Origin of the sequence: Dactylosporangium sp. NPDC006015 (assembly GCF_040614215.1) — a bacterium.
Lineage (GTDB): Bacteria > Actinomycetota > Actinomycetes > Mycobacteriales > Micromonosporaceae > Dactylosporangium > Dactylosporangium maewongense.
In genome coordinates this window covers 1-23,450 of record NZ_JBEXUD010000032.1, presented here as the reverse complement: position 1 = coordinate 23,450, position 23,450 = coordinate 1, and the positions used below count along the sequence as shown (strand labels likewise).

Annotated in this window: 20 protein-coding genes; 10 read left to right on the top strand and 10 right to left on the bottom strand. The window is 73.4% G+C overall.

Annotation, left to right across the window (positions count from 1 at the left end; all coding sequences use genetic code 11):
• Positions 1 to 8: 8 nt before the first annotated feature.
• On the bottom strand, positions 9 to 1,199 hold the full coding sequence (locus ABZ321_RS39760) for a cytochrome P450 (RefSeq protein ID WP_344500314.1): 1,191 nt from the start codon (positions 1,197 to 1,199) through the stop codon (positions 9 to 11).
• A gap of 161 nt (positions 1,200 to 1,360) precedes the next feature.
• Between ABZ321_RS39760 and ABZ321_RS39755 the strand changes: the two genes are divergently transcribed.
• The gene (locus ABZ321_RS39755; RefSeq protein WP_354900724.1) at positions 1,361 to 2,761 is read left to right on the top strand and encodes a glutamate decarboxylase; all 1,401 of its coding nucleotides are present in this window, start codon (positions 1,361 to 1,363) and stop codon (positions 2,759 to 2,761) included.
• Positions 2,762 to 3,015: 254 nt separating this feature from the next.
• Here ABZ321_RS39755 and ABZ321_RS39750 read toward each other — a convergent pair whose 3' ends face one another.
• A complete protein-coding gene (locus ABZ321_RS39750) occupies positions 3,016 to 3,465 on the bottom strand; it encodes a DUF4440 domain-containing protein (RefSeq protein WP_344500318.1) in 450 nt (149 codons plus the stop codon).
• A 276-nt stretch (positions 3,466 to 3,741) separates the two neighbouring features.
• Positions 3,742 to 4,656 carry an oxygenase MpaB family protein gene (locus tag ABZ321_RS39745; RefSeq protein WP_354900722.1) on the bottom strand — a complete coding sequence of 305 codons (915 nt, stop codon included), beginning with the start codon at positions 4,654 to 4,656 and terminating at the stop codon, positions 3,742 to 3,744.
• Between the two features lie 103 nt (positions 4,657 to 4,759).
• Here ABZ321_RS39745 and ABZ321_RS39740 point away from each other — a divergent pair, with 103 nt between their 5' ends.
• Positions 4,760 to 5,005 carry a DUF1254 domain-containing protein gene (locus tag ABZ321_RS39740; protein ID WP_354900869.1) on the top strand — a complete coding sequence of 82 codons (246 nt, stop codon included), beginning with the start codon at positions 4,760 to 4,762 and terminating at the stop codon, positions 5,003 to 5,005.
• Positions 4,894 to 5,238 carry a DUF1214 domain-containing protein gene (locus tag ABZ321_RS39735; RefSeq protein ID WP_354900720.1) on the top strand — a complete coding sequence of 115 codons (345 nt, stop codon included), beginning with the start codon at positions 4,894 to 4,896 and terminating at the stop codon, positions 5,236 to 5,238. The genes ABZ321_RS39740 and ABZ321_RS39735 overlap by 112 nt, the downstream gene beginning before the upstream one ends.
• A gap of 73 nt (positions 5,239 to 5,311) precedes the next feature.
• Here ABZ321_RS39735 and ABZ321_RS39730 read toward each other — a convergent pair whose 3' ends face one another.
• From ABZ321_RS39730 to ABZ321_RS39715, 4 genes are all read right to left on the bottom strand, one after another.
• Positions 5,312 to 8,365, bottom strand: coding sequence for a hypothetical protein (locus ABZ321_RS39730; RefSeq protein ID WP_354900718.1), 3,054 nt, complete (start codon positions 8,363 to 8,365; stop codon positions 5,312 to 5,314).
• Between the two features lie 36 nt (positions 8,366 to 8,401).
• Positions 8,402 to 8,836, bottom strand: a complete 435-nt coding sequence (locus ABZ321_RS39725) for a DUF6326 family protein (protein WP_354900716.1) — start codon at positions 8,834 to 8,836, stop codon at positions 8,402 to 8,404.
• A 125-nt stretch (positions 8,837 to 8,961) separates the two neighbouring features.
• A complete protein-coding gene (locus ABZ321_RS39720) occupies positions 8,962 to 9,600 on the bottom strand; it encodes a response regulator transcription factor (RefSeq protein ID WP_344500333.1) in 639 nt (212 codons plus the stop codon).
• On the bottom strand, positions 9,597 to 10,928 hold the full coding sequence (locus ABZ321_RS39715; protein ID WP_354900714.1) for a histidine kinase: 1,332 nt from the start codon (positions 10,926 to 10,928) through the stop codon (positions 9,597 to 9,599). Before ABZ321_RS39715 ends, ABZ321_RS39720 begins: the two co-directional genes overlap by 4 nt.
• A 172-nt stretch (positions 10,929 to 11,100) precedes the next feature.
• Between ABZ321_RS39715 and ABZ321_RS39710 the strand changes: the two genes are divergently transcribed.
• Complete coding sequence (locus ABZ321_RS39710) at positions 11,101 to 14,055, top strand: fibronectin type III domain-containing protein (RefSeq protein WP_354900712.1); 2,955 nt, start codon at positions 11,101 to 11,103, stop codon at positions 14,053 to 14,055.
• 30 nt (positions 14,056 to 14,085) lie between these two features.
• Here ABZ321_RS39710 and ABZ321_RS39705 read toward each other — a convergent pair whose 3' ends face one another.
• Positions 14,086 to 15,333 carry a hypothetical protein gene (locus ABZ321_RS39705; protein WP_354900710.1) on the bottom strand — a complete coding sequence of 416 codons (1,248 nt, stop codon included), beginning with the start codon at positions 15,331 to 15,333 and terminating at the stop codon, positions 14,086 to 14,088.
• A complete protein-coding gene (locus ABZ321_RS39700) occupies positions 15,317 to 15,844 on the bottom strand; it encodes a SigE family RNA polymerase sigma factor (protein WP_344500341.1) in 528 nt (175 codons plus the stop codon). The genes ABZ321_RS39705 and ABZ321_RS39700 overlap by 17 nt, the downstream gene beginning before the upstream one ends.
• 146 nt (positions 15,845 to 15,990) lie before the next feature.
• Here ABZ321_RS39700 and ABZ321_RS39695 point away from each other — a divergent pair, with 146 nt between their 5' ends.
• The 3 genes from ABZ321_RS39695 to ABZ321_RS39685 all read left to right on the top strand — a co-directional run bounded on the left by ABZ321_RS39695 (position 15,991) and on the right by ABZ321_RS39685 (position 18,433).
• Positions 15,991 to 16,953, top strand: coding sequence for a hypothetical protein (locus tag ABZ321_RS39695; protein WP_354900708.1), 963 nt, complete (start codon positions 15,991 to 15,993; stop codon positions 16,951 to 16,953).
• Positions 16,954 to 17,101: 148 nt separating this feature from the next.
• Positions 17,102 to 17,833, top strand: a complete 732-nt coding sequence (locus tag ABZ321_RS39690) for a hypothetical protein (RefSeq protein ID WP_344500345.1) — start codon at positions 17,102 to 17,104, stop codon at positions 17,831 to 17,833.
• Positions 17,834 to 17,959: 126 nt separating this feature from the next.
• The gene (locus ABZ321_RS39685; protein ID WP_344500347.1) at positions 17,960 to 18,433 is read left to right on the top strand and encodes a hypothetical protein; all 474 of its coding nucleotides are present in this window, start codon (positions 17,960 to 17,962) and stop codon (positions 18,431 to 18,433) included.
• Between the two features lie 10 nt (positions 18,434 to 18,443).
• Here ABZ321_RS39685 and ABZ321_RS39680 read toward each other — a convergent pair whose 3' ends face one another.
• Entirely contained in the window at positions 18,444 to 19,895 is a 1,452-nt protein-coding gene (locus tag ABZ321_RS39680; RefSeq protein WP_354900705.1) for an alpha-amylase family protein, read from the bottom strand.
• Between the two features lie 166 nt (positions 19,896 to 20,061).
• On the opposite strand from ABZ321_RS39680, the gene ABZ321_RS39675 reads away from it, so the two are divergent.
• The 3 genes from ABZ321_RS39675 to ABZ321_RS39665 form a co-directional block, all read left to right on the top strand.
• Positions 20,062 to 21,084, top strand: a complete 1,023-nt coding sequence (locus ABZ321_RS39675) for a putative sulfate exporter family transporter (protein ID WP_354900703.1) — start codon at positions 20,062 to 20,064, stop codon at positions 21,082 to 21,084.
• Between the two features lie 59 nt (positions 21,085 to 21,143).
• Positions 21,144 to 22,052: a LysR family transcriptional regulator gene (locus ABZ321_RS39670; protein ID WP_344500353.1), complete on the top strand. Its 909-nt coding sequence runs from the start codon at positions 21,144 to 21,146 to the stop codon at positions 22,050 to 22,052.
• A 154-nt stretch (positions 22,053 to 22,206) separates the two neighbouring features.
• Positions 22,207 to 23,450 (top strand): Hsp70 family protein (locus tag ABZ321_RS39665; protein ID WP_354900701.1); only part of this gene is annotated, 1,244 nt, incomplete at its 3' end.

The window sequence follows — 23,450 nt, the reverse complement described above, 5'->3', positions numbered from 1 at the left end:
GCCGGGGCTCAGGCGGGAGTGACCTCCACCGGCAGCTTCGTCGGGGCCAGCATCACCCACGGGTTGCGGAACACCGCCGATTCGGTGTCGACGGCGATCGTCCGGTACCGCCGCAGCAGCAGCTCCATCGCGATCCGCGCCTCCAGGCGGGCCAGCGGCGCGCCGATGCAGAAGTGGATGCCGTGCCCGAAGGTCAGGTGCGGGTTCGGGGTGCGCCGGATGTCGAAGCGCGCCGGGTCGGCGAAGACCCGGGCGTCGCGGTTGGCGGCGGCCAGCCAGGCGACGACGACGTCGCCCTCCGGCACGGTCACCCCGCCGACGACGGTGTCCGTGCTGGCCCGCCGGGCCAGGCGCGGGAACGGGGTGCGCAGGCGCAGCACCTCCTCGATAGCGTCCGGCAGGAGCGCCGGGTCGGCCCGCAGCGCCGCCGCCGCGTCCGGGTGCTGGTCGAGGGTGGCGACCGTGTTGCCCAGCGTCGCCGTCGTCGTGATGTGCCCGGCGAGCAGCAGCAGCCCGACGAACCCGATGATCTCCTCGTCGTCGAGCTGTTCGCCGTCGGCCTCCGCGTGCACCAGCCCGCTGGTGAGGTCGTCGCCGGGGGCCGCGCGACGCGCGCGCACGTGCCGCAGGAGGTACTCGTTCATCTCCCGCAGCACCGGTGCGACCGCGCGGACCCGCTGGTCGTCCATCATCCGGGTCAGCGGATCGTCCGGGCCGATCTCGGGCCGCTCGAACAGCGCGTCGGCCCACCGCCGGAACACCGGCCGGTCCTCCGCCGGGATGCCGAGCAGCTCGGCGATGACGATGACGGGCAGCGGGTACGCCAGGTCGTCGACCAGGTCGAACCGCCGCGCATCGGCGACCTCGTCGAGCAGTTCCTCGGTGACCGCGGTGATGCGCGGGGCCAGGCCGGCCACCACCCGCGGCGTGAACGCCCGGCTCACCAGCCGCCGCAGCGAGTCGTGGCGGGGCGGGTCCATCTGGACGAAGTTGCCGCGCCGGAACAGCTCCAGGTCCTCCTGGCGGGGCAGCAGGTCGCCCAGGTCGGAGGAGAACCGGTGCGGGTCGCCGAGCACCGACGTGACCTCGGGGTGCCCGAGCACCAGCCAGGAGCGTTGCCGCTCGTCGTAGTGCACGTCGCCGGCGAGGCGCGCGTGCTCCAGCCAGGTGAACAGGTCCGGCAGCGTGCGGGTCGTCATCTCCGGTCACTCCCCTCGCGGGTACGCCGGTCGCGGGCTACCCGCCGGACGGACCCGCAAACCGTGCCGTGCGGTCCCGTCAGCCCCGTGTCACGGCCCCGCCAGCGGGTAGGCGGGCTTCCCGAGCGGACGGGTGCCGCCGGCTGGCAGGAGGTAGGACGATGGTGCTGCACAGGGCGGGCCAGCAACGGCGGCCGCCGGTCGCGGACGGCAACCCGTTCGCGACGGTCGCCAACCCGGCGCTGGCCGAGCAGGTGTCCGGTCCCCGCGACGCGCTGGCCGAGGATCCGGTGCCCGCCGACACCGCCTGGCAGCTCGTGCACGACGAGCTCATGCTCGACGGCAACGCCCGGCTGAACCTCGCCACGTTCGTGACGACCTGGATGGAGCCGCAGGCGGTCCGCCTCATGACCGAGTGCGTCGACAAGAACATGATCGACAAGGACGAGTATCCGCAGACCGCTGAGTTCGAACGGCGCTGCGTCAGCATCCTCGCCGACCTGTGGCACGCCCCGGACCCGGCCGGCGTGGTCGGCTGCTCGACGACCGGGTCCAGCGAGGCGTGCATGCTCGCCGGCCTGGCCCTGAAGCGGCGCTGGTCGGCCGGGCGTGCGGCCGGCGAGGCCCGGCGGCCCAACCTCGTGATGGGCATCAACGTGCAGGTCTGCTGGGAGAAGTTCTGCAACTACTGGGAGGTCGAGCCCCGGCTGGTGCCGATGGAGGGCGACCGGCTGCACCTGACCGCGCAGGAGGCGGTGGCGCACTGCGACGAGAACACCATCGGCGTGGTCGCGGTCCTCGGCTCGACGTTCGACGGCAGCTACGAGCCGGTCGCCGAGATCGCGGCGGCGCTCGACGCCCTGCAGCGGCGCACCGGATGGGACATCCCGCTGCACGTCGACGGCGCCTCCGGGGCGATGATCGCGCCCTTCCTGGACCCGGACCTGGAGTGGGACTTCCGGCTCGGGCGGGTCGCCTCCATCAACACCTCAGGGCACAAGTACGGCCTGGTGTACCCCGGCGTCGGCTGGGTCCTGTGGCGCGACCGCGACGCCCTGCCGGAGGACCTCATCTTCAACGTCAACTACCTCGGCGGCAGCATGCCGACCTTCGCGCTGAACTTCTCCAGGCCGGGTGCGGAGGTCGTCGCGCAGTACTACACCTTCTTCCGCCTCGGCCGCGCCGGCTTCCGCGCCGTCCAGCAGGCGTCCCGCGACGTGGCCCTCCACCTCTCCGGCGAGATCGCCGCCATGGGCCCGTTCCGGCTGCTGACCCGCGGTGACCAGCTGCCGGTGTTCGCGTTCACCACCAACGCCGACGTCGAGGCGTTCAACGTGTTCGACGTGTCCCGGAGGCTGCGCGAACGCGGCTGGCTGGTCCCGGCGTACACCTTCCCCGCCAACCGCACCGATCTCACCGTGCTCCGGGTCGTGGTCCGCAACGGCTTCACCCACGACCTGGCCGACCTGCTGCTCGCCGACCTGCGGCGGCTGCTGCCCGAGCTGGAGGCCCAGCCCGGGCCGCTGCACACCGCCGGCGACGCCACCGGATTCCACCACTGAGGGCCGCTACAGTCACCCGCTCACTCACCCGATGCCGGCACCGGCCGGGCGTAGCATGGGACTTGCCTGCGAGACGACCGGGCGAAGCTGGTAAAACAGTGGAGCCGGATAGCACCAGGAGATCGAAAGGTCGATCGGTGTTGTCGAATACCTGAACCGGTAGCGCCGGAGAGGGTAGATCGCCTCGCAGGTTAATTTGCGTCCCCAGACGCGTCCCCAGGCAGCACTCCAGCACCGGGGCCCCGGCGCGCCGGTCAGGCGCTGAACGCCCCGCGCAGCATGTCGCCCCAGCCGGCCTGGATCATGCTGGTGAAGCGCCACTCGCCGCCCGTCTTGGCCATCACGTCGACGTATCGCATGTGCTGCACCTGCTCGCCGGTGGTGACCGTGCTGTCGGTGACGACGACGGCCAGGTCGGCGTTGAGGAACACGGGCCTGCGGTGGTTGTCCAGCCGCGGCCGCGGCTCGCCGACGGCGGCGCCCATCGCCTGGATGAACGTGGCGCGGTCCCACTGCTGGGTCACGCACTCGCCGGCCGAGTCGTTCGTCGTCACCGTCAGCGGGAACAGCGCGACGTCGGCCATGCGCTCGACGTCACCCCGCTCGGCGAGCGCGTCGTAGGCGGTGAACCAGTCCAGCAGCCGCGTGACGTCCTCGTCCTCGGGCGTGTAGGCGGCGCTGGTGATCGGGCTCTGGTCGGACAACGTCACTCCTTGGATCAGTTTCTCTGTACACCGTAGAGAGTAACCGCGCTCCGCCCGTCCGGCAACCGCATTCGAAGCCGGGATGACGGCACGCGGGCTGCCAGAGATGTGCGCGACGCGCGGCAACGCAACGACAGGGTCCGCTGCGCCAGTGCTGACGCCGAGATCTTCGGCTTCCTCGCCGACTACTCACGCGAGGCGGTCATCCCCGGGCTGTTCCCGGAACCGGAGGACTGAACGGGTGCGGGCCGCCACGGCAAGTGCGGCGGCGAGCCGCTACTGCGGCTCGGGTGCCGGGTCCCGGCGCAGCCACCGCTCGTCCAGCGACGCCGGCGGGGCGGGGGCGCCGAGGTCGGCCGGGCGGTACCCGGTCGGGTAGCCCGGGTAGGTGCGGTTGCGGGGTGACGTTCCCAGCTTCGACACCCGTCGGGGCGGCAGGAGCAGCCGCACCGCCGCCGCCCGGGCCCGCAGCGTCGCCCCGGACAGGGCGGTCAGCCAGCGTGGGGCGGGGCGGAAGCCGAACGCGGCGAGCATCGGCGGGTCCAGCATCGCGCGGACCCCCAGGCGGGCCATCGGCCGCAGCGGCGCCGGGAACCAGCTCGCGAACAGCCCGACCGTGTACTGCCCGACCCGGGCGTTGGCGTCGCTGTAGCGGAAGTTGGCCGCCTCGTAGTCGCGCTTGAACGCCCGGAACTCCTCGAAGTCCGACGGGATGTCGCGGATCGCCATGCGCAGCCCGACCTGGCGGTAGAAGTGGAACGCGGCGAGGCGCTCGTGCTCGGTGAGCGGCCGCCAGCCGAAGCGGTCCAGCCAGTCGATCGGGTCGTAGACGAACGTGGCCAGCACATACCGCATGTCGTCGTTGTCGATGGCATACCGGCCGTGGGCGCGGTTGATGACCCGCAGCGCCTCCCTGCCTCGCGGCGAGTCGTAGCCGTGCGCGGCCAGCTCCGCCATGAGCAGCTGCGTGTCGTCGTAGCGGCGCTGCGGCCGGTCCCGGAACTCGCCGGTCGCGTCGAGCAGGGCCGAGATCGACGGCACGCAGTACGTGCGGAACAACGCGAACTCGAGCGCCCTCGTGTAGTCCCAGGGGAACTCGTGACCGGCGGAGATCCGGTAGATCTCCTCGTGGTCGCGCGCCGGGTCCAGTTGCTCGATCCGTCTGCGCCAGCGCATCCGGTCAGCGACCACGGCACCCACCTCCGCCGTCAGCGTGCCACGGATCCGTCGCTGCCGGAAGCAGACGTTCCTGTGGAGCAAGCACGGCGCGAACACGCTCGTCGGACCCGACGGGATGGGCCCGGAGTATCGGTCGGTGGTCGCGATCGACGACGACACGCTGTACTCGTCGGCGTTCGTGGACCTGCGCAACGGCCCGGTGATCCTGACGATCCCATCGACCGACGCCACCTACTCGCTATCCCGCCGGTGTCGGTGCCGTTCCCGGTCACGATCTGGAACCTGCGTGCCGACAAGTACTCCGCCGCCGGCGTCGACCAGACCGACCTGGCGGAGGAGTTCCGCACGTCGGTGCGGATGACCACGCTGCAGAACTACCTCGTCTGCCCGAAGGCCGGCGCGACCGAGATCCTCAAGCTCTCGATCACCGTGTACATCGGACGCAACCAGCCCGCGAACGCACCCGCGGCGAACTGGCTGCCGGTGTCCGACGCCCCGTTCAACATCATGCTGCGGGTGTACGGGCCGGAGGACAACACCGACCCCGACACCAACCCGCCCTACAACCCGCCGCCGATCAACCTGAGCAACTGAGGCGGCCGGGTGTCACCGGCCCGGCGGCGACCGGGCCGGTTTCCGCCCGACCGCAGCTGGAGTCGCTGGGCGGTCAGGCCCACCATGCGGCGGTACCGAGAACGGCTGCCGCGGGGCTGGTCCCGGCGAGCGTCTCGATGGCTCCGGCGAGGCCGGTGATGGCGGCGAGGCCGATGCGCCGGTCCTGGGCGTCGAGGCCGGTCCGCAGGACGAGCACGGCGGTCCGGACGGTCGCGGCACCGGGTTGTGCGTCGAGACACTGGCGGGCCCGGCGGGCGACCGCCAGCATCGCGTGCGCGGCGTGGTCGCTGTGTGGGTCGCCGGCGGTGCCGGCCGCCGCGGTGGCGGCCCGGGGCAGCAGCGCCGCCGGCAGGTGCGGGGCGATCTCGGCGACGGCGTTTGCCCGGGCCTGTCCGGGCTGCCCTGCCCGATCGCGGACGGTGTCTGGTTCGGTGGCGATCGCCTCGGCGGCGTCCAAGGCCTGGGCGCCGGTCTCGACGCGCTGGTGCTCCGGAAGGACGGGCAGCAGCCGGCTGAGGGCACTCACCCGGAGTTTGAGGTGGTCGACCTCGGCCGCGGCCGCGAGAGCGCCGGCGACGGCGGCGTCGCGGGCGGGTGCCGGCAGGTGGGGCGCGAGCCAGGTCAGGGCGAGAGCCCGCGGGTACGCGCCGGACATCCCGGTCGCCGCCCGCAGCACATGGTCGCGGCGGTGCGCGGGCAGGCGCGGTGCGAGGCGGCCGAGCTCTCGGGCCCGGGATTGCTCGTCGTCGATGAGTAGTGCGCTGTCGACTGCCCGGTCGAGCAGGTCCGCCTGTTCGGTGGGGGTGCCGGCGGCGGCCGCGGGCGGGCCCGGCTGCGCGTCCCGGCCGTGCGGCGCGAGTGCGGCCAGGGCGTCCGCCCGTTGGTAGTGGTTGACGACCGCGGCGGCGAGTCGCAGCGCCCGGTCTGCCACGTGCGGCGGCAACGTGCCTGCCGCCGTCGCGTGCCCGAGGGCGACGAGAATCCGGGCCCGGTGCTTCGGTTCGGCCTCGGCGATGTCGAGCGTGAGGTCGAGGGCTGCGGCGCGGTCGTCTTCGGGCAGATACGGAGTGAGGCCCGCCAACGCCTGCCCCCGCGCGCCCCGGTCCGCGGCGAGGGCCGCCACGGCGACGGCGTCCCGGCACTGCTGCGCGGGCAGATGCGGCGCGAGCCCGGCGAGGGCCTCCGCCCGGACCCGCGGGTCGGTGATCGTCGCGGCGATGTCGAGCACGTCGCCGAGTCGGTCCGGGGGCAGATGCGGCGCGACCCCGACGAGCGCCTGTGCCCGCGCCGAGGCCGACACGATGCCGCGCACGGCGTCCAACACCCCATCGGCCGTCACGTCGTCGCGGCCGGGGACGCCGTGTTCCTGGCCGCGGGCGCCGGGGTCTCGGTCTGGGGCGCCGGTTGCCCGGCGGAGAGCGGTCGGGGCGAGTGCGGTCAGGGCGCGGGCCCGCCAGTCGTGGTCGCCGACGGCCGTGGCGGCGGCCACCGCGCGGCGGAGGATCACCGCGCGCATGCCGGCCGGGAGGCGTGGCGCCAGCGCGGTCCAGACCCGGGCGCGCAGCGCCGGGCTGTGCAGGGTCGGCACGGTGGCGAGGCCCTGGGCGGCCCGATCGGCCGGCAGGTGGGCGACCAGGGCCTCCAGCGCGCAGGCGCGGTGCTCCTCGTCGTGGATCGCGGTCGCCGCGGCGAGCGCGGCGTCGACGTGCCGCGCCGGCAGGTGCGGGGCGAGCCCGGCGAGGGCGGCCGCGCGCTCCTGTTCGTCGGCGATGGCCGAGGCGATGTCGAGGGCCCGGTCGGTGAGCCGGTCCGGCAGGTGGGCGGCGAGGCCGGTCAGGGTGCGGACGCGCTGCCACCCCGGGCTGGTGGCGGCGGCGTCCAAAGCTCGCCGGACGGCGGCAGCGCGGACCGTTTCCGGCAGGTGCGGCACGAGCGCGGTCAGGGCCCTGGCGCGCGGCTCCGGGTACGTCATGGCCTTGGCGGCGGCGAACGCGTGCGGCAGCAGCCGGTCCGGCAGCCGCGGGGCAAGGGCTGCGAGCAGCGCGGCCCGGGGAGTCTCGAAAGGGTGGCCGACGGCGAACGCGAGCACCCCGGCGAGATGCTCGGCGGGCAGGTGCGGCACGAGCGGCGTCAGCGCCTCGGCCTTGTAGAGCCAGTCGAAGTCGGCGGCCGCCTCGACGGCCCGCCGCAGTTGCGCGGCGTCCAGGTGCGGGGCGACGGCCGCGAGAGCCTCGCCGCGGTGCCCGGCGCTGAAGATCGTGGCGGCCACCGACAGTGCCCGGGCGATGACCTCGTCGCGTCGGTCGGGCGGTAGTACCGGCACGAGCGCGGCCCACGCCAGGGCCTCGTAGAAGTCGGGGTTCTCGACGGTGGCGAGGGCGTTCAGCGCGGCCGAGGCCTGGCCCGGATCCAGGTGCGGGGCCAGGTCGGCGATCGCGGCGCCGCGCCAGTGGTTCTCGTCGTCCGACAGCCGGTCGGGGTCAGGCACGGGGGGCCGGAACGCGAGCGTGTGCTCGAGGGTATCGGCGATCAGGGCCGGGCGGTCGCCGGACGGGACAGCCGGCAGCATGTCCACGACGATCTGCACCCGGTAGTACCCGCCGCTGGCACGCCCCTGCTCGAGCCAGTAGTCCACCCAGCTGGGTGTGTCGCGGCGGGCCAGCCGGTCGACGGTGCCGATCCCGGCCGCGCGCAGCCGGGCCGCGACCTCCGTGGAGGCGCGGTCGCGGCGGCTGTGGACGCTCGCCGCGACCAGGCCCAGCCACACCTCGTCGACGAGTGACGGTGCCGGGCCGCCGTCGGCGAGGGCGGCGTCGGTCTCCGCAGCGGCGTGCCGGCGGGCGAGGTCGACGTCGGCGAGGAAACCTTCCACGTCGTCGTGGGCCTCGTGCGCCTCGAACCAGACGTTGACGAGCGTGCCGGTGAGCAGCAGGCGGCGCAGGTCGCGGTGGCGGCCGGCGGCGGCGAGGGCGGCGGCGAGGGTCCGCAGCGGGGCGAGGTCGTCGACGCCGGCCAGCAGTGGGTCGATGGCGAGCGCCGGCAGGCCGGCGTCGAGCCCACCGAACAGCGTCAGGTAGCGGTCGGGGGAGAGGTCCGGTCCCGTCACGCCGATCATGATGGCGTGCCGGGTCAACCCGCATGCTCAAGCCGTGCGAGTCGCCGTGCGCCAGGTCCAGGCGTACCAGACGATGAACGCGGTGCAGCCGATCTCCACGATGCTGTACAGGACGTAGTACGTCGCCGGTGTGCCGACGGCGAGGGAGGCCGCCTGGACGAGGGTCATCACAGCGCCGGCGGCGATGTTGGCCCAGCGTGCGGCCCGTTGCGGCAGCACCCGTGACAGCAGCACCATCCAGATCGGCAGCTGCATGAGGAAGCCGGCGCCGAGGAGGAACCCCGGGCTGATGCGCATGCCGTCGACCTCGCCGTCGAGCAGGTCGGTCAGCACGGCTGAGTCCATGTGGCCGAGGACGTCGCAGTACAGGTAGTTGAGCACCGCGAAGATCCAGAGGGTGGAGAGCAGGACGGCCCGGTCACGGCGGGTCGTCTGGTCGGGGAGCAGGGTCGTCCCGGTCACGGTGGTGTGCCGCCTTTCCGCGTCAGTGCCGCGCCGGTGCGCGGCGGTTCTGACGGTATGTGTGGCGGCTCGGCGGTCGTACCCTCCGCGGAGGGAACCTGGCTGGTCCTCTGGAGGGAATCAGTTCACTGCCCGGGGGTGACGAAGCCGGACTCGTAGGCGGCGACGACGGCCTGGGTGCGGTCGCGGACGCCGAGCTTCGCCAGCAGCGTCGCCACGTGCGACTTGACGGTCTGCACGGACAGGAACAGTTCGGTGGCGATCTCGGCGTTGGACAGGCCGCGGGCCAGCAGGCGCAGGACGTCCCGTTCGCGTTCGGACAGCTCCGGCAGGCCCGCGCCGGAGGGGGTGGCGAAGCGCTCGATGATGCCGCGGGTCGAGGCGGGGAACAGCAGCGACTCGCCGGTGCCGACCACCCGCGCGGCCTCGATCAGCCGCGCTGGCGGGGTCCGTTTCAGCACGAACCCGCTGGCGCCGGCGCGCAGCGCCCGGTACACGTACTCGTCGACCTCGAACGTCGTCAGCACCAGCACCCGCACCGCCGTGCCGCCGGCGGTGATGCGGCGGGTCGCCTCGATCCCGTCCGTGCCGGGCATCCGCACGTCCATGAGGATCAGGTCGGGCGCGGGATCGGCGGCGGCGATCGCGACCGCGGTGTCCCCGTCGCCGGCCTCGGCGACGACCTCCCAGCCGGGCTCGGAGGCCAGGATGGCCCGCAGCCCGATCCGGACGAGCGGATCGTCGTCGACGATGGCGATCCTCATCGCCACACCGTACGGTGCAGCGCGCAGCCCAGGCAGTCGCACCCGGCGGCCAGGCGGCAGGCGGCGGGCCCGTCGGGCAGGGCGGCGCCCAGCGGCACGACGGCGCGGACCGCGAACCCGCCCTCGGTGGTGCGTCCGGCCGTGGCGTGCCCGCCGAGCAGCGCGACCCGGTCGCGGATCGACGCCAGCCCGAGCCCCGTGCCGGCGGCCGGCGATGATTCCCGGAGCGGGTTGACGACCGACAGGGCCACGATCCGCTCGTCCGCGGCGAGGTCGACGTCCACGTCGCCGCCGGGGGCGTGCTTGGCGGCGTTGGTGAGCGCCTCCTGCAGCACCCGGTACACGCCGCGGCCGACGACCGGCGGCAGCGGCCCGAGCCGGATCCGGGACCGCACCCGCAGCCCGGCGCCGGCCGCGCCGTCCAGCAGCGCCGTGAGGTCCCCGGCGCCCGGCAGCGGCGCGAGGGCGTCGGGCCCGTGCCCGCGGATGCCGGCGATGATGCGGTCCAGCTCGCCGAGGGCGGCCCGCCCGCGCTCCTCGATCGTGGCGAGTGCGGCCCGGGCGAAGGCGGGGTCACGGTCGAACACGTGCGCGCCCGCCCCGGCCTGCACCACGATCATGGACAGGAGATGGCCGATGCTGTCGTGCAGCTCCTGGTCGATGCGTACCTGTTCCTCGGCCCGTACGGCGCGGGCCAGCACGGCGGCCTCGACCTCCTTGCGGCCGGGGCCGAGCGCCCAGACCGCGAGGCGGCGGTGCCATCCCGCGAGGGCCCGCAGCGAGCCGCGCAGCACCGGCACCGCCGCGACGAACGCGACCGGGCCGAGCAGCGACCAGGCCGTCCCGGCAGCACCGACCTCGATCCGGTCGCTCATGCGGTCCGCCAGCGCGACCAGCGGCCAGAGCACGAGCAACGGCGAGGCGGCGTACAGCAGCACGACGGCGGCGCCGAGCGGCCCGCTGACGGCACGGACCAGCGTCCATGCCAGCACCCGCCAGCTGTGCGGGTCGCGGACCGCCGCGGCCGTCCACCGCAACGGGTCGGCCAGCCGCCGCCACCGCGGGTGCCGCGGATACACCGCGCGCCGGAACCCGATCGGCGCCGGCGCCGCCACGTCCTGCCCCAGCAGGACCCGGGCCAGGAGCCGCTCGAACCGCCCGATCGGCCGCAGCAACAGGTGGGCGGCGAGCAGCAGCACCACGGTCACCGGCGCGAACCGGGTGACGATGCCCGACAGGTAGAGCGAACCGACCAGCGCCGCCCAGAACACCCCGAAGACGGCGCCGAGCAGGAGGTACCCCGCTTCCCGTAGCTCCCGGCCGGTCACGAGCACATCGTGCCAGCCGCGCCGGTGCCGCCGCGCCAGGCGGTCCGGGGCGTCGACGCCCGCCCTGCTCGCCGCTCGACCCCGTCGTGATGACGCCCGGATTGTGCCGAAGGGCCTCCCGCGTGGATGCGTAGCGTTACTGTGCGATTACCTTAGGTGTCTGGAGTGGTGCATGAAGTTCGTCCGACAGGCTGCGGCGGTCCTGGCTGCCGCGCTCGGAACGGGCGGTCTCGTTGCCGTCTCGGCGACGCCGGCCTACGCCGCCACCACGACGTTCACCTATACGGGCGCGGTGCAGACGTACACCATCCCGGCCGGCACCACGAAGCTGCAGGTCGTGGTGAAGGGCTCCCAGGGCGGCGGCGGTGTGGGCGGTGGCGGCGGCACCGTCACCGCCGTCATCACGACCCCCGCCGGGCTGGGCAACAAGATCCAGGTCATGGTCGGCGGCACCGCGGGCTGGAACGGTGGCGGCCTGTCCGCGCCGGGCGGCGGCGCCGGCGGCGACGCCTCCGACATCCGCCAAGGTACCTGCGCCGCCACGGACTCCTGCGGGTTGAGCGACCGCACCGTGATCGCCGGCGGTGGCGGCGGCGGGACGGTCTATCCCGGCGGCGGTGGCGGCAAGCCCCCGTCGCCGGCCTTCCCGTCGAACACGGCGGGCAGCGGCTTCGCGTCCCCGGGCGGTGGCGGCACCCAGAGCGCCGGCGGCGCGGGCGGCGCGGCATTCGGCGCCGCGTCCCCGGGTGGCGCGGGCACCCTCGGCTACGGCGGCAACGGCGGCCCGAGCGGCTCGAAGAGCGGCAGCGGCGGTGGCGGCGGCTACTACGGCGGCGGGGGAGGCGGCGCCACCGCCAACCCGTCGGCCGAGGGCGGCCCGGGCGGCGGCGGGAGCAGCTACGTCGACCCCGCCCGGGAGGACTCGCCGTCCACCTTCGCCAGCGACGACAACTACGGTGCGGGCTCGATCTCCTTCACCACCCTCGGCCCGCCCGAGCCCGACAACGTGACCGCCGAGGTCGCCGCTGGCACCGGCGACGTCGCGCTCGACTGGGACGCGCCCAGCGGCGGCGCCGACTCCTACGTCGTCTACCAGAGCCTCAGCAGCGGCGGGTCGTACGCCGCCGTGACCTCCGGCAGCTGCTCCGGCGTCACCGGCACGGCCTGCACGGTCGGCGGCCTCGCCCCGGGCACGGTCTACTACTTCACCGTCGCCAGCGTGCTGAGCGGCGCGGAAGGTTCGCCGTCGAGCCCGGTCAGCGTCACCGCCATCGGCCCGCCGGCCGCCCCGACCGGCGCCGCGGCCTCCGTGACCGGCGACGGCACCCTCACCGTCACCTGGACCGACCCGGCCACCGCGAGCGGGCCCACGACCAACTTCCAGGTGCTGGTGTCGCTCGGCGGCGGCTCGTACACCGCGGCCACCGCCGGCACCTGCACGGCCGGCACCGTCACCAGCGGCTGCACCGTCACCGGCCTCACCGGCGGCGGCAGCTACCAGTTCAAGATCGTGGCGGTCAACGCCGCCGGCAGCGGGCCCGCGTCGGACCCGTCGACCGCCGTCACCGCCGTGGCCGCACCGTCGGCGCCGACGCCGGGCGCTGTCACCGTCACCGGGTCGGGCACCGTTACCGTGGCCTGGACCGGCCCGTCCGGCAGCGTCAGCGGGTTCAAGGTGTACGTGTCCAGCGGCGGCCCGTACACCGCGGCCGGCTCGGGCACGTGTGCCGGAACGCCGGTGAGCAGCCCGTGCACCGTCACCGGGCTGACCCCCGGCCAGGCGTACCGGTTCAAGATCTCCGCCGTGGCGTCGGCCATGGAAGGCAACCAGTCCGTCCCGTCGGCCGAGGTCACCGCCGTCGCCGGCCCGCTGGCGCCCGGCACGCCGGTGCTGACCGTCGCCGGCGACCGCAAGCTGCGCGTCGCGTGGACCTACCCGACCAGCAGCGCCACCCCCGCGGCGCGCTTCACCGTCGAGCTCTCCAAGGGCGGCGGCGCGTACACCGCCGTCACCAGCGGCGACTGTGCCGGCCCCACCGCGAGCCCGTGCGACGTCGGCGGCCTCGACGCCGGCGCCGGCTACCGGGCCCGGGTGACCGCGGTGAACGCCGCCGGCACGGGCAGCCCGTCCGACGGGTCGGCCCCGTTCACCGTGGTCGCCGCGCCGGGCATCCCCACCATCACGAGCGCGGAAGCGGGCGACGGGCAGGTCACCGTCACGTGGACCGCCGGCCTGCCCGCGACCGCGGACACCTACCACGCGGCCGCGTATCCGGCCGGCTCCAGCAGCCCGGCGTCGGACTGCCAGGCCACCGCCCCGGCCCTCACCTGCGTCATCCACGGCCTGACCAACGCCACCGCCTACACGATCAAGGTATACGCGTCGGGAGCCGTGGACTCGGACCCGAGCCAGCCGGTCGCCGCGACGCCGAGCGCCGCACCGGACGCCCCGACGGCGACCGCGACCGGCGGCGCCGCCTCGATCACCGTGCAGTGGACCCCGCCCGCGGCAGGCTCAGGCGTCGGCGGCTACCTGCTGACCGCGGACCCGGGACCCGCCACGTGCCACGCCAAGGCCACCGACACCAGTTGTGTGCTGGGCGCGGTCGCGGGTACCTCGTACACCGTGAAGATCGTCGCGGAGGGCACCTTCGGCCGCGACTCGGCGCCGGCGGTCACCAACGCGGCGACCGCGACGTCGCCACCCGTGCCGGCCAGCACCCCGGCCCCCGACGCGACCCTCACCACCGACCAGGGCGACATCCACACCGCCACCCCGGGCCAGGAGGTCACCGTCGTCGGTCACGGCTTCGCCCCCCACTCGACGGTCACCATCGCGATCTATTCGGCGCCGGCGCTGCTGGCCACCGCGGTGGCCGACGCGCAAGGCGACGTGCGCCAGCCGGTGACGGTGCCGGCGAGCCTGGCGGCCGGCGAGCACACGGTGGTGGCGCTGGGCGTGGACCGGTCGGGCGTGACACACACGCTGGCGTTCACGGTGACGGTCCAGGCGGTGGGCGCCGGCCTGCCGGTGACCGGCCTCGCCCTGACCTGGATGCTGCTGCTCGGCGTCGCCTCGGTCCTGACCGGCGCCACGCTGACCGCCATCGGCCGCCCGCGGACGTGAACCCGGCCGGGTGTTACGGGAGCCGGGCCTTCAGCCGGGCGGCACCGCCACCGGAAGCCGGGTCCAGTGCAGCCCGTCCGGCGACGTGTACAGCGCCGTCAGGTCGTTGGTCAGGTAACGGCCGGGGGCCGTGGTCAGGACCGGCCAGAACCCGTCGTGGTCGGCGAGGCCGGTCACCGGCGCGGGCGCCCGGTATGTGCCGCCCTTGCCGGCGTACCACTCGGCGAGCTTGTCGTGCACCGTGCGGATCACGTGGGTGCCGTCGGCGGCGAGGTACGTGTCCTGGCCGTGGTCCTTGTACGGCACCGTGTGCTCCGGATCGGCGGTCGTCCAGGTCTGGCCGCCGTCGGTGGTGCGGTACATCAGCACCCGGCGCGGCTGGCCGGTCGTGACGACGGCGTAGGCGCTGGTGCCGTCGACGGTCGCGACCGAGACGATGCCCGGGTCGGCCGGGTCGGACTCGGCGAACACGCGCGTGCGCCAGGTCTGGCCGCCGTCGTGGCTGACCGCGAGGCCGAGACGGCCGTCCGGGGCCGTCCCGCCGACCCACAGCCCGGCGCCGACCGGCGTGGACAGCACCGTGTCCGGCCGTATGTCGGGCTGGTTCGCCAGCGTCCGGGCCTCGCCGGTCCGCGGGTCGACGCCCCGCAGGCCGCACCGGTACGGGCCGGTGTAATCCTGCTCCCTGCGCTCGTCCGTGCAGGTCGCCCAGCCGCCGGCCGGCACCGTGCCCACCGTGCCTTCCACCGGCCGCACCAGCTTCCACGTCCGCCCCCCGTCGGTGCTGACGTGCTTGACGTCGACGGACTCGCCGTCGAAGTGGGCCAGGACCACGCCGGGCGCGGGTGCGGAGATGTCGTCGACGATGCCGCTGTACCGCTCCGTCCAGGTGGCGCCGTTGTCGTCGGAGCCGAGCAGCCGGCCGGGGCAGCCGTACTTCGACATGTTCTCGCACTGGAACGGCGCCCACTGCACGTACAGGTGCTTGCCCTCGCCCGCCACCGGCCCTTGAATCCCCACTGCGGGGACGGCCGTGGTGCCGGGCGCCGACGGCCGTGGACTTTCCGTGCCGGCCGGGCCGGACTGCGGCGCCCCGCTGCCGGCCACGGCCACCACCACCGCCACGACGAGCGCGGTGAGACCGCCGGCGGCCGCGGCCGCCCACCGCTGCCGGGCGCGTCGGCGCCGCCACGCGGCGGCGTACACCGCCCGGCTCGACAGCCGGCTCGGCGGTGCCGTGGTGGCCGCGTCGTCGAAGCGTTCACGCAGAGATGTCATGGCGCACCCCTTCGTCGTCGCCGAGGAGTTCCTTGAGCCGGGCGAGCGCCCGCGCCGCGTGGCTCTTCACGGTCCCCTCGGAGCACCGCAGCGCCTCGGCCGTCGCGGCCACCGACAGGTCCTGGTAGTAGCGGCACACCAGCACCGCCCGCTGCCGCGGTGGCAGCTGCCCCAGCGCGGCCGTGAACGCCGCCCGCGCCGCGGACCGCTCGGCGTCGTCGGGTCCGGCCGGCTGGTCGGGGACCTCGGCGTGCGTCAGCTCGCGGCGCCGCCAGGCGCGGCGGGTCTCGGACAGGTACGCCCGCACCAGGCACGTGCGGACGAACGCGTCCAGGGCACCGTGGTCCTGGACACGGCCCCAGCTCACCGCCAGGCGCATGAACGCGGCCTGGGTCAGATCGTCGGCCCAGTGCCAGTCGCCGCACAGCAGAAACGCGGTGCGGCGCACGGCGTCACGGCGCGCGGCGAAATAGTCGTCGAACTCTGGCGGCGGCACAGGTTCTCTCGGCATGGACACCTCCCTACCAGTTAGGTCAACGGCGGGCGGGCATCCGGTTTACCGGCCGACAGGGAATTCGGCGCACACGAGCGCCGGTCCGATGCGCCCGCTCATCACCGCGCGTCCTGGCCTTGACGCGCCGTGCCACTGTGCCTGGCATGTTTCCGAACCGCTTCACCTCCGGGACCGCGGTCCTGGTCGCCATAACGTTGTTCACCGCCGGCTGCGACACCGAACCGTCGCCCGAGGGCCGCCCATCGACATCACCGTCTCAGGCCGCCGGACCGTCCCGCCTGCCGTCGGGAATCACCTGGTACGACGAGCTCGATGGCACGGTCGGCGTCTTCGACCCGTCCAACGGTCGCGTGCTGCACCAGGCAGCAGTGTCCGGCGGCGAGCACCCCGGCCGCCTCACCGTCGCGCCCGGAGGGACCACCGCCGTCGGGCTGCGGCGCTGCAAGCTGCAGGTGTACCGCTGGACCGGTCAGACGTTCGCGCTGGAGAAGGAGCACCCGCAGCCCGCCGGGCTCTGCTTCGACCACGCCACGTTCCGCGAGGGCCGGTTCCGCATCGAGACCACGCGCGACCCGGACTCGAAGGTCACCGACACCAATCCGTGGTTCACCCTCGACCCCGCCGCGGCACAGACGCTGCGGCAGGAGGAGCCGGTCGCCGCGATCCACCCGGCCAAGCTCACGATGACCGGCCGGTCCGGCACCGGGACCGTGCAACTCAGCGGTCTGCGGGTCACGGCCGCGGATCTGCGCGAGGTCAGCGGCCCGCGGTTCCGGTACTTCTGTAAGCAGGCGATCGACGACATCCGGTTCTTCTGTGTTGCGAGCTCCGACGAGCAGGACGCCGACAAGACCCAGCCGTTCGGCGTGCTGGCCATCGCGACCTTCGACCTGAAGACGCAGGCCGTGGTCTCACTCGAGCAGGTCATGCCCGCGTCGCAGACCTTCGTGTACGCGGCCGCCCTGTCCCCGGACGGCAAGGACTTCATCATCCGCACTACCTCCGGCCAGTGGCAGCGACTCGCTCGCGACGGCAGCCACACACCGGTGCCGATCCGGGGTGAACCCATGGGCGAATCGCCCGACTGGGACATCCACTGGCTGTGACCGGCCGTCGTCCCACCTCGGGACGGGTGGAGGTCTGAGACACCACAACGGCGGCGGGGGACCCGCATCTGTGGATCCCCCACCGCGACGGTGGCTTACGGCATCATCAAGGACGAGCCTTGGCACATCCAGGACATAGGGTCATAGCATGTTGGACGGTGCGATCGAGGCGTACCTGAGCCATCCGGAACTGATGATCGGAGTGCACCCCGAGCCTGAGACGCTGAAGCTGGAAAGCGGTGCCGCCGCGGTTGCGTCGTCGACGCAGATCCTGCTCAGAGTCCGCGCACAGATAGCACCGGTCCGTGTTGCTTTCTGGAGTCAGGTCGGCATCAAGGCTGGCACGCTCGTGGTGGACGCTGTTCTGGAGTTTCCCACAACGTTCGTGCACGTGTTCGACACGGACAAGACCGTGTTCTACTCCCGGCGGATCGGCGGCCCCGGCCGCCACCGGGTGTGCGTGTTCGTGGACGATCCCGGGGCGGCTTCGCGCGTCCACCTGGCAATCGATGCGTCGCCGCGAGTCGGGACCTCCGGCGCCGCCGCCGGGATCGGGTCGGTGCGCTTGTCCGACGGTGACGACGCGGGTTCGGAGCTGGAGTTCTGGTTGGCCGAGTACGACCGGCCGCTTCAGCGCCTGTCTCGGGCCATCGCATGCGTCGCTCGGCGCGCTGCCGTCGACCGCGGTCTGTTCACGTACGACATCCGCCAACTTGTCGAATGGGTGCGATGGCTTACGCCGTCGCTTTCGCTGGAGGAGGCCCAGGCAATGGGCATCCTGCTTCGCGACGGTATTCGCGATTTTGAGAAGCCGGTTACGGCCTTCCAGATAGACGCGCTCGCCGGCAACGTCATGGATCGAATCTCGGCCGACCTCTAGGTCAACGGCGGGCGGGCATCCGGTTTACCGGCTTCCAGGAATTCCGGCGGACCTCTTAGAAGCCCAGAACCTGCCTCGCTTCGGTGATGACCTGCGCGGACGCGACATGGGCCCACGAGGTGAACAGTGAGCGGAAGTCGGCGCCGTACTGCTCCGCCACCGCCGGGTCCTGCTCGAATCCGGGTCCGGCTGATCGACGTCACCGAGCGGGGCGGTCGGCTGCAGCCGACCGGACTGCTCTGGCTGGGGTCGCTGGCGCTCGCCATGACTCCCGAGCTCAAGCGTCAGGTCGAGCCGGTGGTTGGCGCAGACGGGCAGTTCGTCGAGCTGACCTGCGATGACGGAGAGTTCTGGATGTTCGTGCCGCAGGTGAGGGACGTGCTGGACGAGGCACGCTCCCACATCGTTCGCTTTTCCGGGGGAAACGTCATGTACGTGGAACGACATGCGTTCAAGGGCGCCGAGATTGCGGACACCGTCGCATTCCGGATTCTCCAGGTGCCGAACGGACCCATGTTCTGCGCGCGGCAGCTGGTCGAGGCGTTGGACTCGGAGCAGGGTGTCCGGTTCGCCGAGGTATGGCGGGGCGAGTCGGACTGAGGCAGCTCCTTCAGGAGATGCGGGCGCCGGTGTGGATGGCGACGGCGTCGTGGGCGGCGACGTCCGTGCGGAACCAGCCGGTCGCGTCGACGGTGATGACCGGGCCGGTGCAGGTGGTGCCGCTCTTCTCGCCGTGGATGACGTCGCAGTAGCGGCCGGCGGGCATGTTCGTGCGGTACGAGCGGCCGGTGACCGTGAAGTCCTCGTCGTTGATGGTGATGTAGCCGGCGCTGCCACGGCCGAACGCGATGTGCTGGAAGCCGTTGTCGTACCAGTTGACGACGCCGGTGCCGGTGACGGCGTTGCGGAAGGCGACCATGTTGGCGATGGCCTGCCATCGGTGCTCGCATCGCCAGCCGCCGGTGAAGCAGGTGCTGTTGTTGGTGCGCCCGGACGCGTCCGACGGCGGGCCCTGGTTGCGGTCGGTGAACTCGTAGCTGGACATCACCGTGGGGGAGCCGTACGGCCACGCCAGCATGAACGCGTTGGCCAGGGCGTAGATGCCGTTGTCGCGGTAGGTCAGGGTGCCGGGGACGTCGCGCTGGGTGTCGTGGTTGTCGACGAACACGTTGGCGACGTTGCTCGGGATGTACCCCCAGCCTTCGCCGAAGTTGGAGAGGTACGCGAGCCGCTCGTTGCGGAACACGCGGGCGAGGTCCTTGCCGTACCGGAACTCGTGCACGTCGCCGTTGCCGGTGTACTCCTGCGGGGTGATCGGCTCGCCCGCGCCGTAGATGACCTCCTGCACCATGTACACGGACCGGGACAGCCGGGCCTTCAGTGCGGCGATGTCGGCGGCGGGCATGTGCTTGCTGGCGTCCATCCGGAAGCCGTCGACGCCCAGCGACAGCAGGTCGTTGAGGTAGCCGGCGAGCCGGTCACGCACATAGGTGGCGCCGGTGTCGAGGTCGGCCAGGTTCGCCAGCTCGCAGTTCTGCACCTCGTAGCGGTCGTTGTAGTTGACGATGTCGTCGTTGCCGTTGCGCCCACAGTGATGGAAGTCCTGGGTCTGGTACGTGCCGGGGTAGTCGTAGTGCGTCCAGGCGGATCCGGCCCAGCCCGGGCCGCTCTTGTCGGTGTTGGCCATGTGGTTCACGACCGCGTCGACGATGACCTTGACCCCGGCCGCGTGGCAGGCGCTGACCATCGACTGGAACTGCGCCCGGGTGCCCTTGCGCGACTCGATGCGGTAGCTGACCGGCTGGTACGCGACCCACCACTCCTGGCCCCGCACGTGCTCCTGCGGCGGGGAGACCTGGACGTAGCCGTAGCCGCGCGGCCCGAGGAACGCGGAGCACTCGGACGCGACCGAGGTCCAGTTCCACTCGAACAGGTTGGCGATGACGGTCTTCGGCCCGGCGGTGGCGGCCTGGGACGGTGTCGCGACGGTCGCCACGGTGGTGGTCAGCGTCGCGAGCACGACGGCGGACAGGACGGCAGCCAGGGGCCGGCAGCTCGGCATGGGGTGCTCCAATGACAAGGCGGCGGAAACCCAAGTATCGATGACCGTGCCTGCTACCGGCAACCTCGACGCGGCCGGTGTACCGGCGAGGTCATAGGCGATGCCTATGACCGTGGTTCCGGATCGGCCGCTACCGGAGCGTTCCGCCGGGCCGGAGCCTGAGTTGGTGATCGTTCTTGCTGAGGCTCGTGGGCGTCGCGTGCCGGTGCACGCCGCCGGGCTCGGTGCGGCCGTCGTGCTCGGTGCGGCCGCGGCCGCGCTCGGCGCGCGGGTGCCCGTGCTGGGCGCGCCGGTCTTCGCCGTCGTCGCCGGAGTGCTGCTGAGCCCGCTGGCCCGGCGCCGGTCCGAGGCGTTGCGACCGGGGCTGGACCTGGCCAAGGGGCCGGTCCTGCAGATGTCCGTCGTGCTGCTGGGTGCCCAGCTGTCGCTCGGCGAGGTGCTGCACGTCGGCGCGGGGTCGCTGCCGGTCATGCTCGGCACCCTGGCGGTGTGCCTGCTGCTGGCCTGGCTGGCCGGCCGCCGGCTCGGGGTGTCCGGCGACCTGCGCACGCTGATCGGTGTCGGCACGGGCATCTGCGGCGCCTCCGCCATCGCGGCCACCACCCCCGCGCTGCGGGCGAAGGGCGGCGACGTGGCGTACGCCATCTCGACGATCTTCGTGTTCAACGTCGCCGCCGTGCTGGTCTTCCCGCCGCTCGGCCACGCGCTCGGCCTGAGCCCGCACGCGTTCGGGCTGTTCGCGGGCACGGCGGTCAACGACACCAGCTCGGTGGTGGCCGCCGCGGGCGCCTTCGGCGGCGACGCGGACCGGTACGCGGTCGTCGTCAAGCTGGCCCGGACGCTGATGATCATTCCGGTGGTGCTCGCCGTGACCGCCTGGACCCGCCGCCGTGAGGAGCCCGTGCGGACGTCGAAGGCGCGTCTGGCGGCCTCCCTCGTCCCGTGGTTCCTGATCGCGTTCCTCGGCGTCGCCGCGCTGAACACCGGCGGCCTGATCCCGGCCGAGGGGCAGGAGGCGCTGCACCGGCTGGCGCTGCTGTGCATCGCGATCGCCCTCGCCGGGGTGGGCCTGTCCGCCGACGTGGCGGCCATGCGCCGGGCCGGTGTCCGGCCGCTGCTGCTCGGCCTCATCCTCTGGGTCGCGGTCAGCGTGACCAGCCTCGGGCTGCAGCACCTGCTCACCGGATGACGGCCCGGCCCTACCGGATGACGGCCCGGCCGGAGAGCGGCTGTGACAGACTGCGCACGATGCCGCTGCCGCCCTGGATGAACGACCTGCCGGCGCTCGACCTCCTGGTCTCCGTCGCCGAGACCGGCAGCGTCGGGCGCGCGGCGCAGGCGCACGGGATCACCCAGCCCAGCGCGAGCGCGCGGCTGGCGAAGCTGGAGCGCCGCCTCGGCGTGTCCCTGCTGGTGCGCTCCCGGCGGGGAAGCCTGCTCACCCCCGCCGGCGAGGCGGTCGTCGCCTGGTCGCACGGCGTCATCGACGCCGCGCACGCCCTCGCCGACGGCGTGCTGACCCTGCGCGCCGACCGGCAGGCGCGGCTGCGCCTGTCGGCGAGCCTCACCGTGGCCGAGCACCTGCTGCCGGGCTGGCTGTTGAGCCTGCGCCGCACCCATCCCGGCCTCGACATCGCCGCCGACGTGGCGAACAGCCAGGGCGTCGTCGAGGCCGTCCGCCGCGGTGTGGCCGATCTCGGCTTCGTCGAGTCGCCCGACATCCCCGCGGACCTCGGCTCCCGCGCCGTCGGTGAGGACCGGCTCGCCCTGGTCGTCGCCGCCAGCTACCCGCTCGCCGCGCACGCCTGGCGCGAGCTGCGGCCCAGCGACCTCGCCGACCAGCCGCTCCTGCTGCGGGAACCGGGCTCCGGCACCCGCGACACCTTCCTGAACGCGCTCGAACAGGCGCTCGGCTTCCCTCCTGTACTGCCGCACGCCATCAGCCTCGGCTCGACCACGACGATCCTCGCCACGGTCCGCGCGGGCGGCGGCGTCGGCGTGATCAGCGCCCGCGCCGCCGCGCCCGCCGTCGCCGCCGGCGACCTGGTCGAGCTCCGGGTGGCGGGCCTGCACCTGTCCCGCCCGCTGCACGCCTTGTGGCTCGGCCGCACCCCGACCGCCGTGGCGGCGGAACTGCTCGACATCGCGGCGCGGTGAACGCCGCGACGAGCACCCAATTCGGCGCGCCGGAAGTACACCCGGCCGTGACGTGCACTGACTGAAAACGATGGGTCGTTCGGCCGATGAAACCGTCCGGACGTCGTGATCTTCCGTCCCGAAATCGTCGTAGGGCTCCCTTAAGCTCTGCCCCGTGGCGTACCCGCAAGCACAGTCATGGCTGGCCATCGACTACGGCACCTCCAACACCGTGGCCATGTTGTCCTGGCCGGACGGCCGGGTGCGGCCGCTGCTGTTCGACAGCTCCCCGCTGCTGCCCTCCGCCGTCTGCGTCGACGACGACGGCCGGCTGCTGACGGGCCGGGCGGCGCAGCGCAAGGCGCGGCTGGTCCCGCAGGCCTATGAGCCAAATCCGAAGCGCCGCGTCGACGACCTGGAGCTGCTGCTCGGCGAGCAGCCGGTGCCGATCGTGACGCTCGTCGGCGCGACCCTCGGCCGGGTCTGGCAGGAGGCCGTGCGGGCACTGTCGGAGCCACCGGCGAGGGTCGTCATCACCTGCCCGGTCGAGTGGGGCCCCGCCCGCCAGTCCGTGCTGCTCGACGCCGCCCGGCACGCCGGCCTGCCCGAGGTGACGCTGCTGCCGGAGCCGACGGCCGCAGCGACGTATTTCGCGACCGTGCTCGGCCGCGAGCTGCCCCAGGGTGGCTGCCTGGTGGTCTACGACCTGGGCGCGGGCACGTTCGACGTGTCGGTGGTGCGCCGCGGCCCGGAGACGTTCGAGCCGCTGTCGTTCCGCGGCCTCGACGACTTCGGCGGCCTGGACCTGGACGAGATCGTGCTGTCGATCGTCGGTGACATCGTCGGCCGCACCGCCCCGGACGAGTGGCGGCGGCTGCGCAATCCGAGCACGACCGCGGAGAGCCGGGCGTTCCGGACGCTGTGGCAGGATGCGTCGGAGGTGAAGGAGGCGCTGTCCGCCCAGTCCTCGGCGGCGCTGCTCGTGCCGCTGGTCGACCAGGACGTCCTCGTCACCCGCGAGCAGTTCGAGGAGCTGGCCCGGCCGCGGCTCGCCGACACCATCCGGATCACCACGCAGTGCATGCGGGAGGCGCGGGTCGCGCCGGAGCAGGTCGGCGCGGTGTTCCTGGTCGGCGGCGGGACGCGGATGCCGCTGATCGCCACCATGCTGCATCAGGCGACGGGGATCGCACCGACGGTGCTCGACCAGCCGGAGCTGGTGGTGGCCGAGGGGGCGCTGCGGTCGGTGGCGCACCTGCCGGCACCGGCGTTCGCCACGGCCGCCGGACCGGTCTCGGCGCCGCTCGCCCAGCCCGCCGCGCCCGTCACCCCGGCCGCCGCGCCGGCGGCGCCCGCCTCGCCCGCCCGATCGCCCATCGTGCACCTCGATCACCCGGAGGGTGGAACCACCATGCAAAG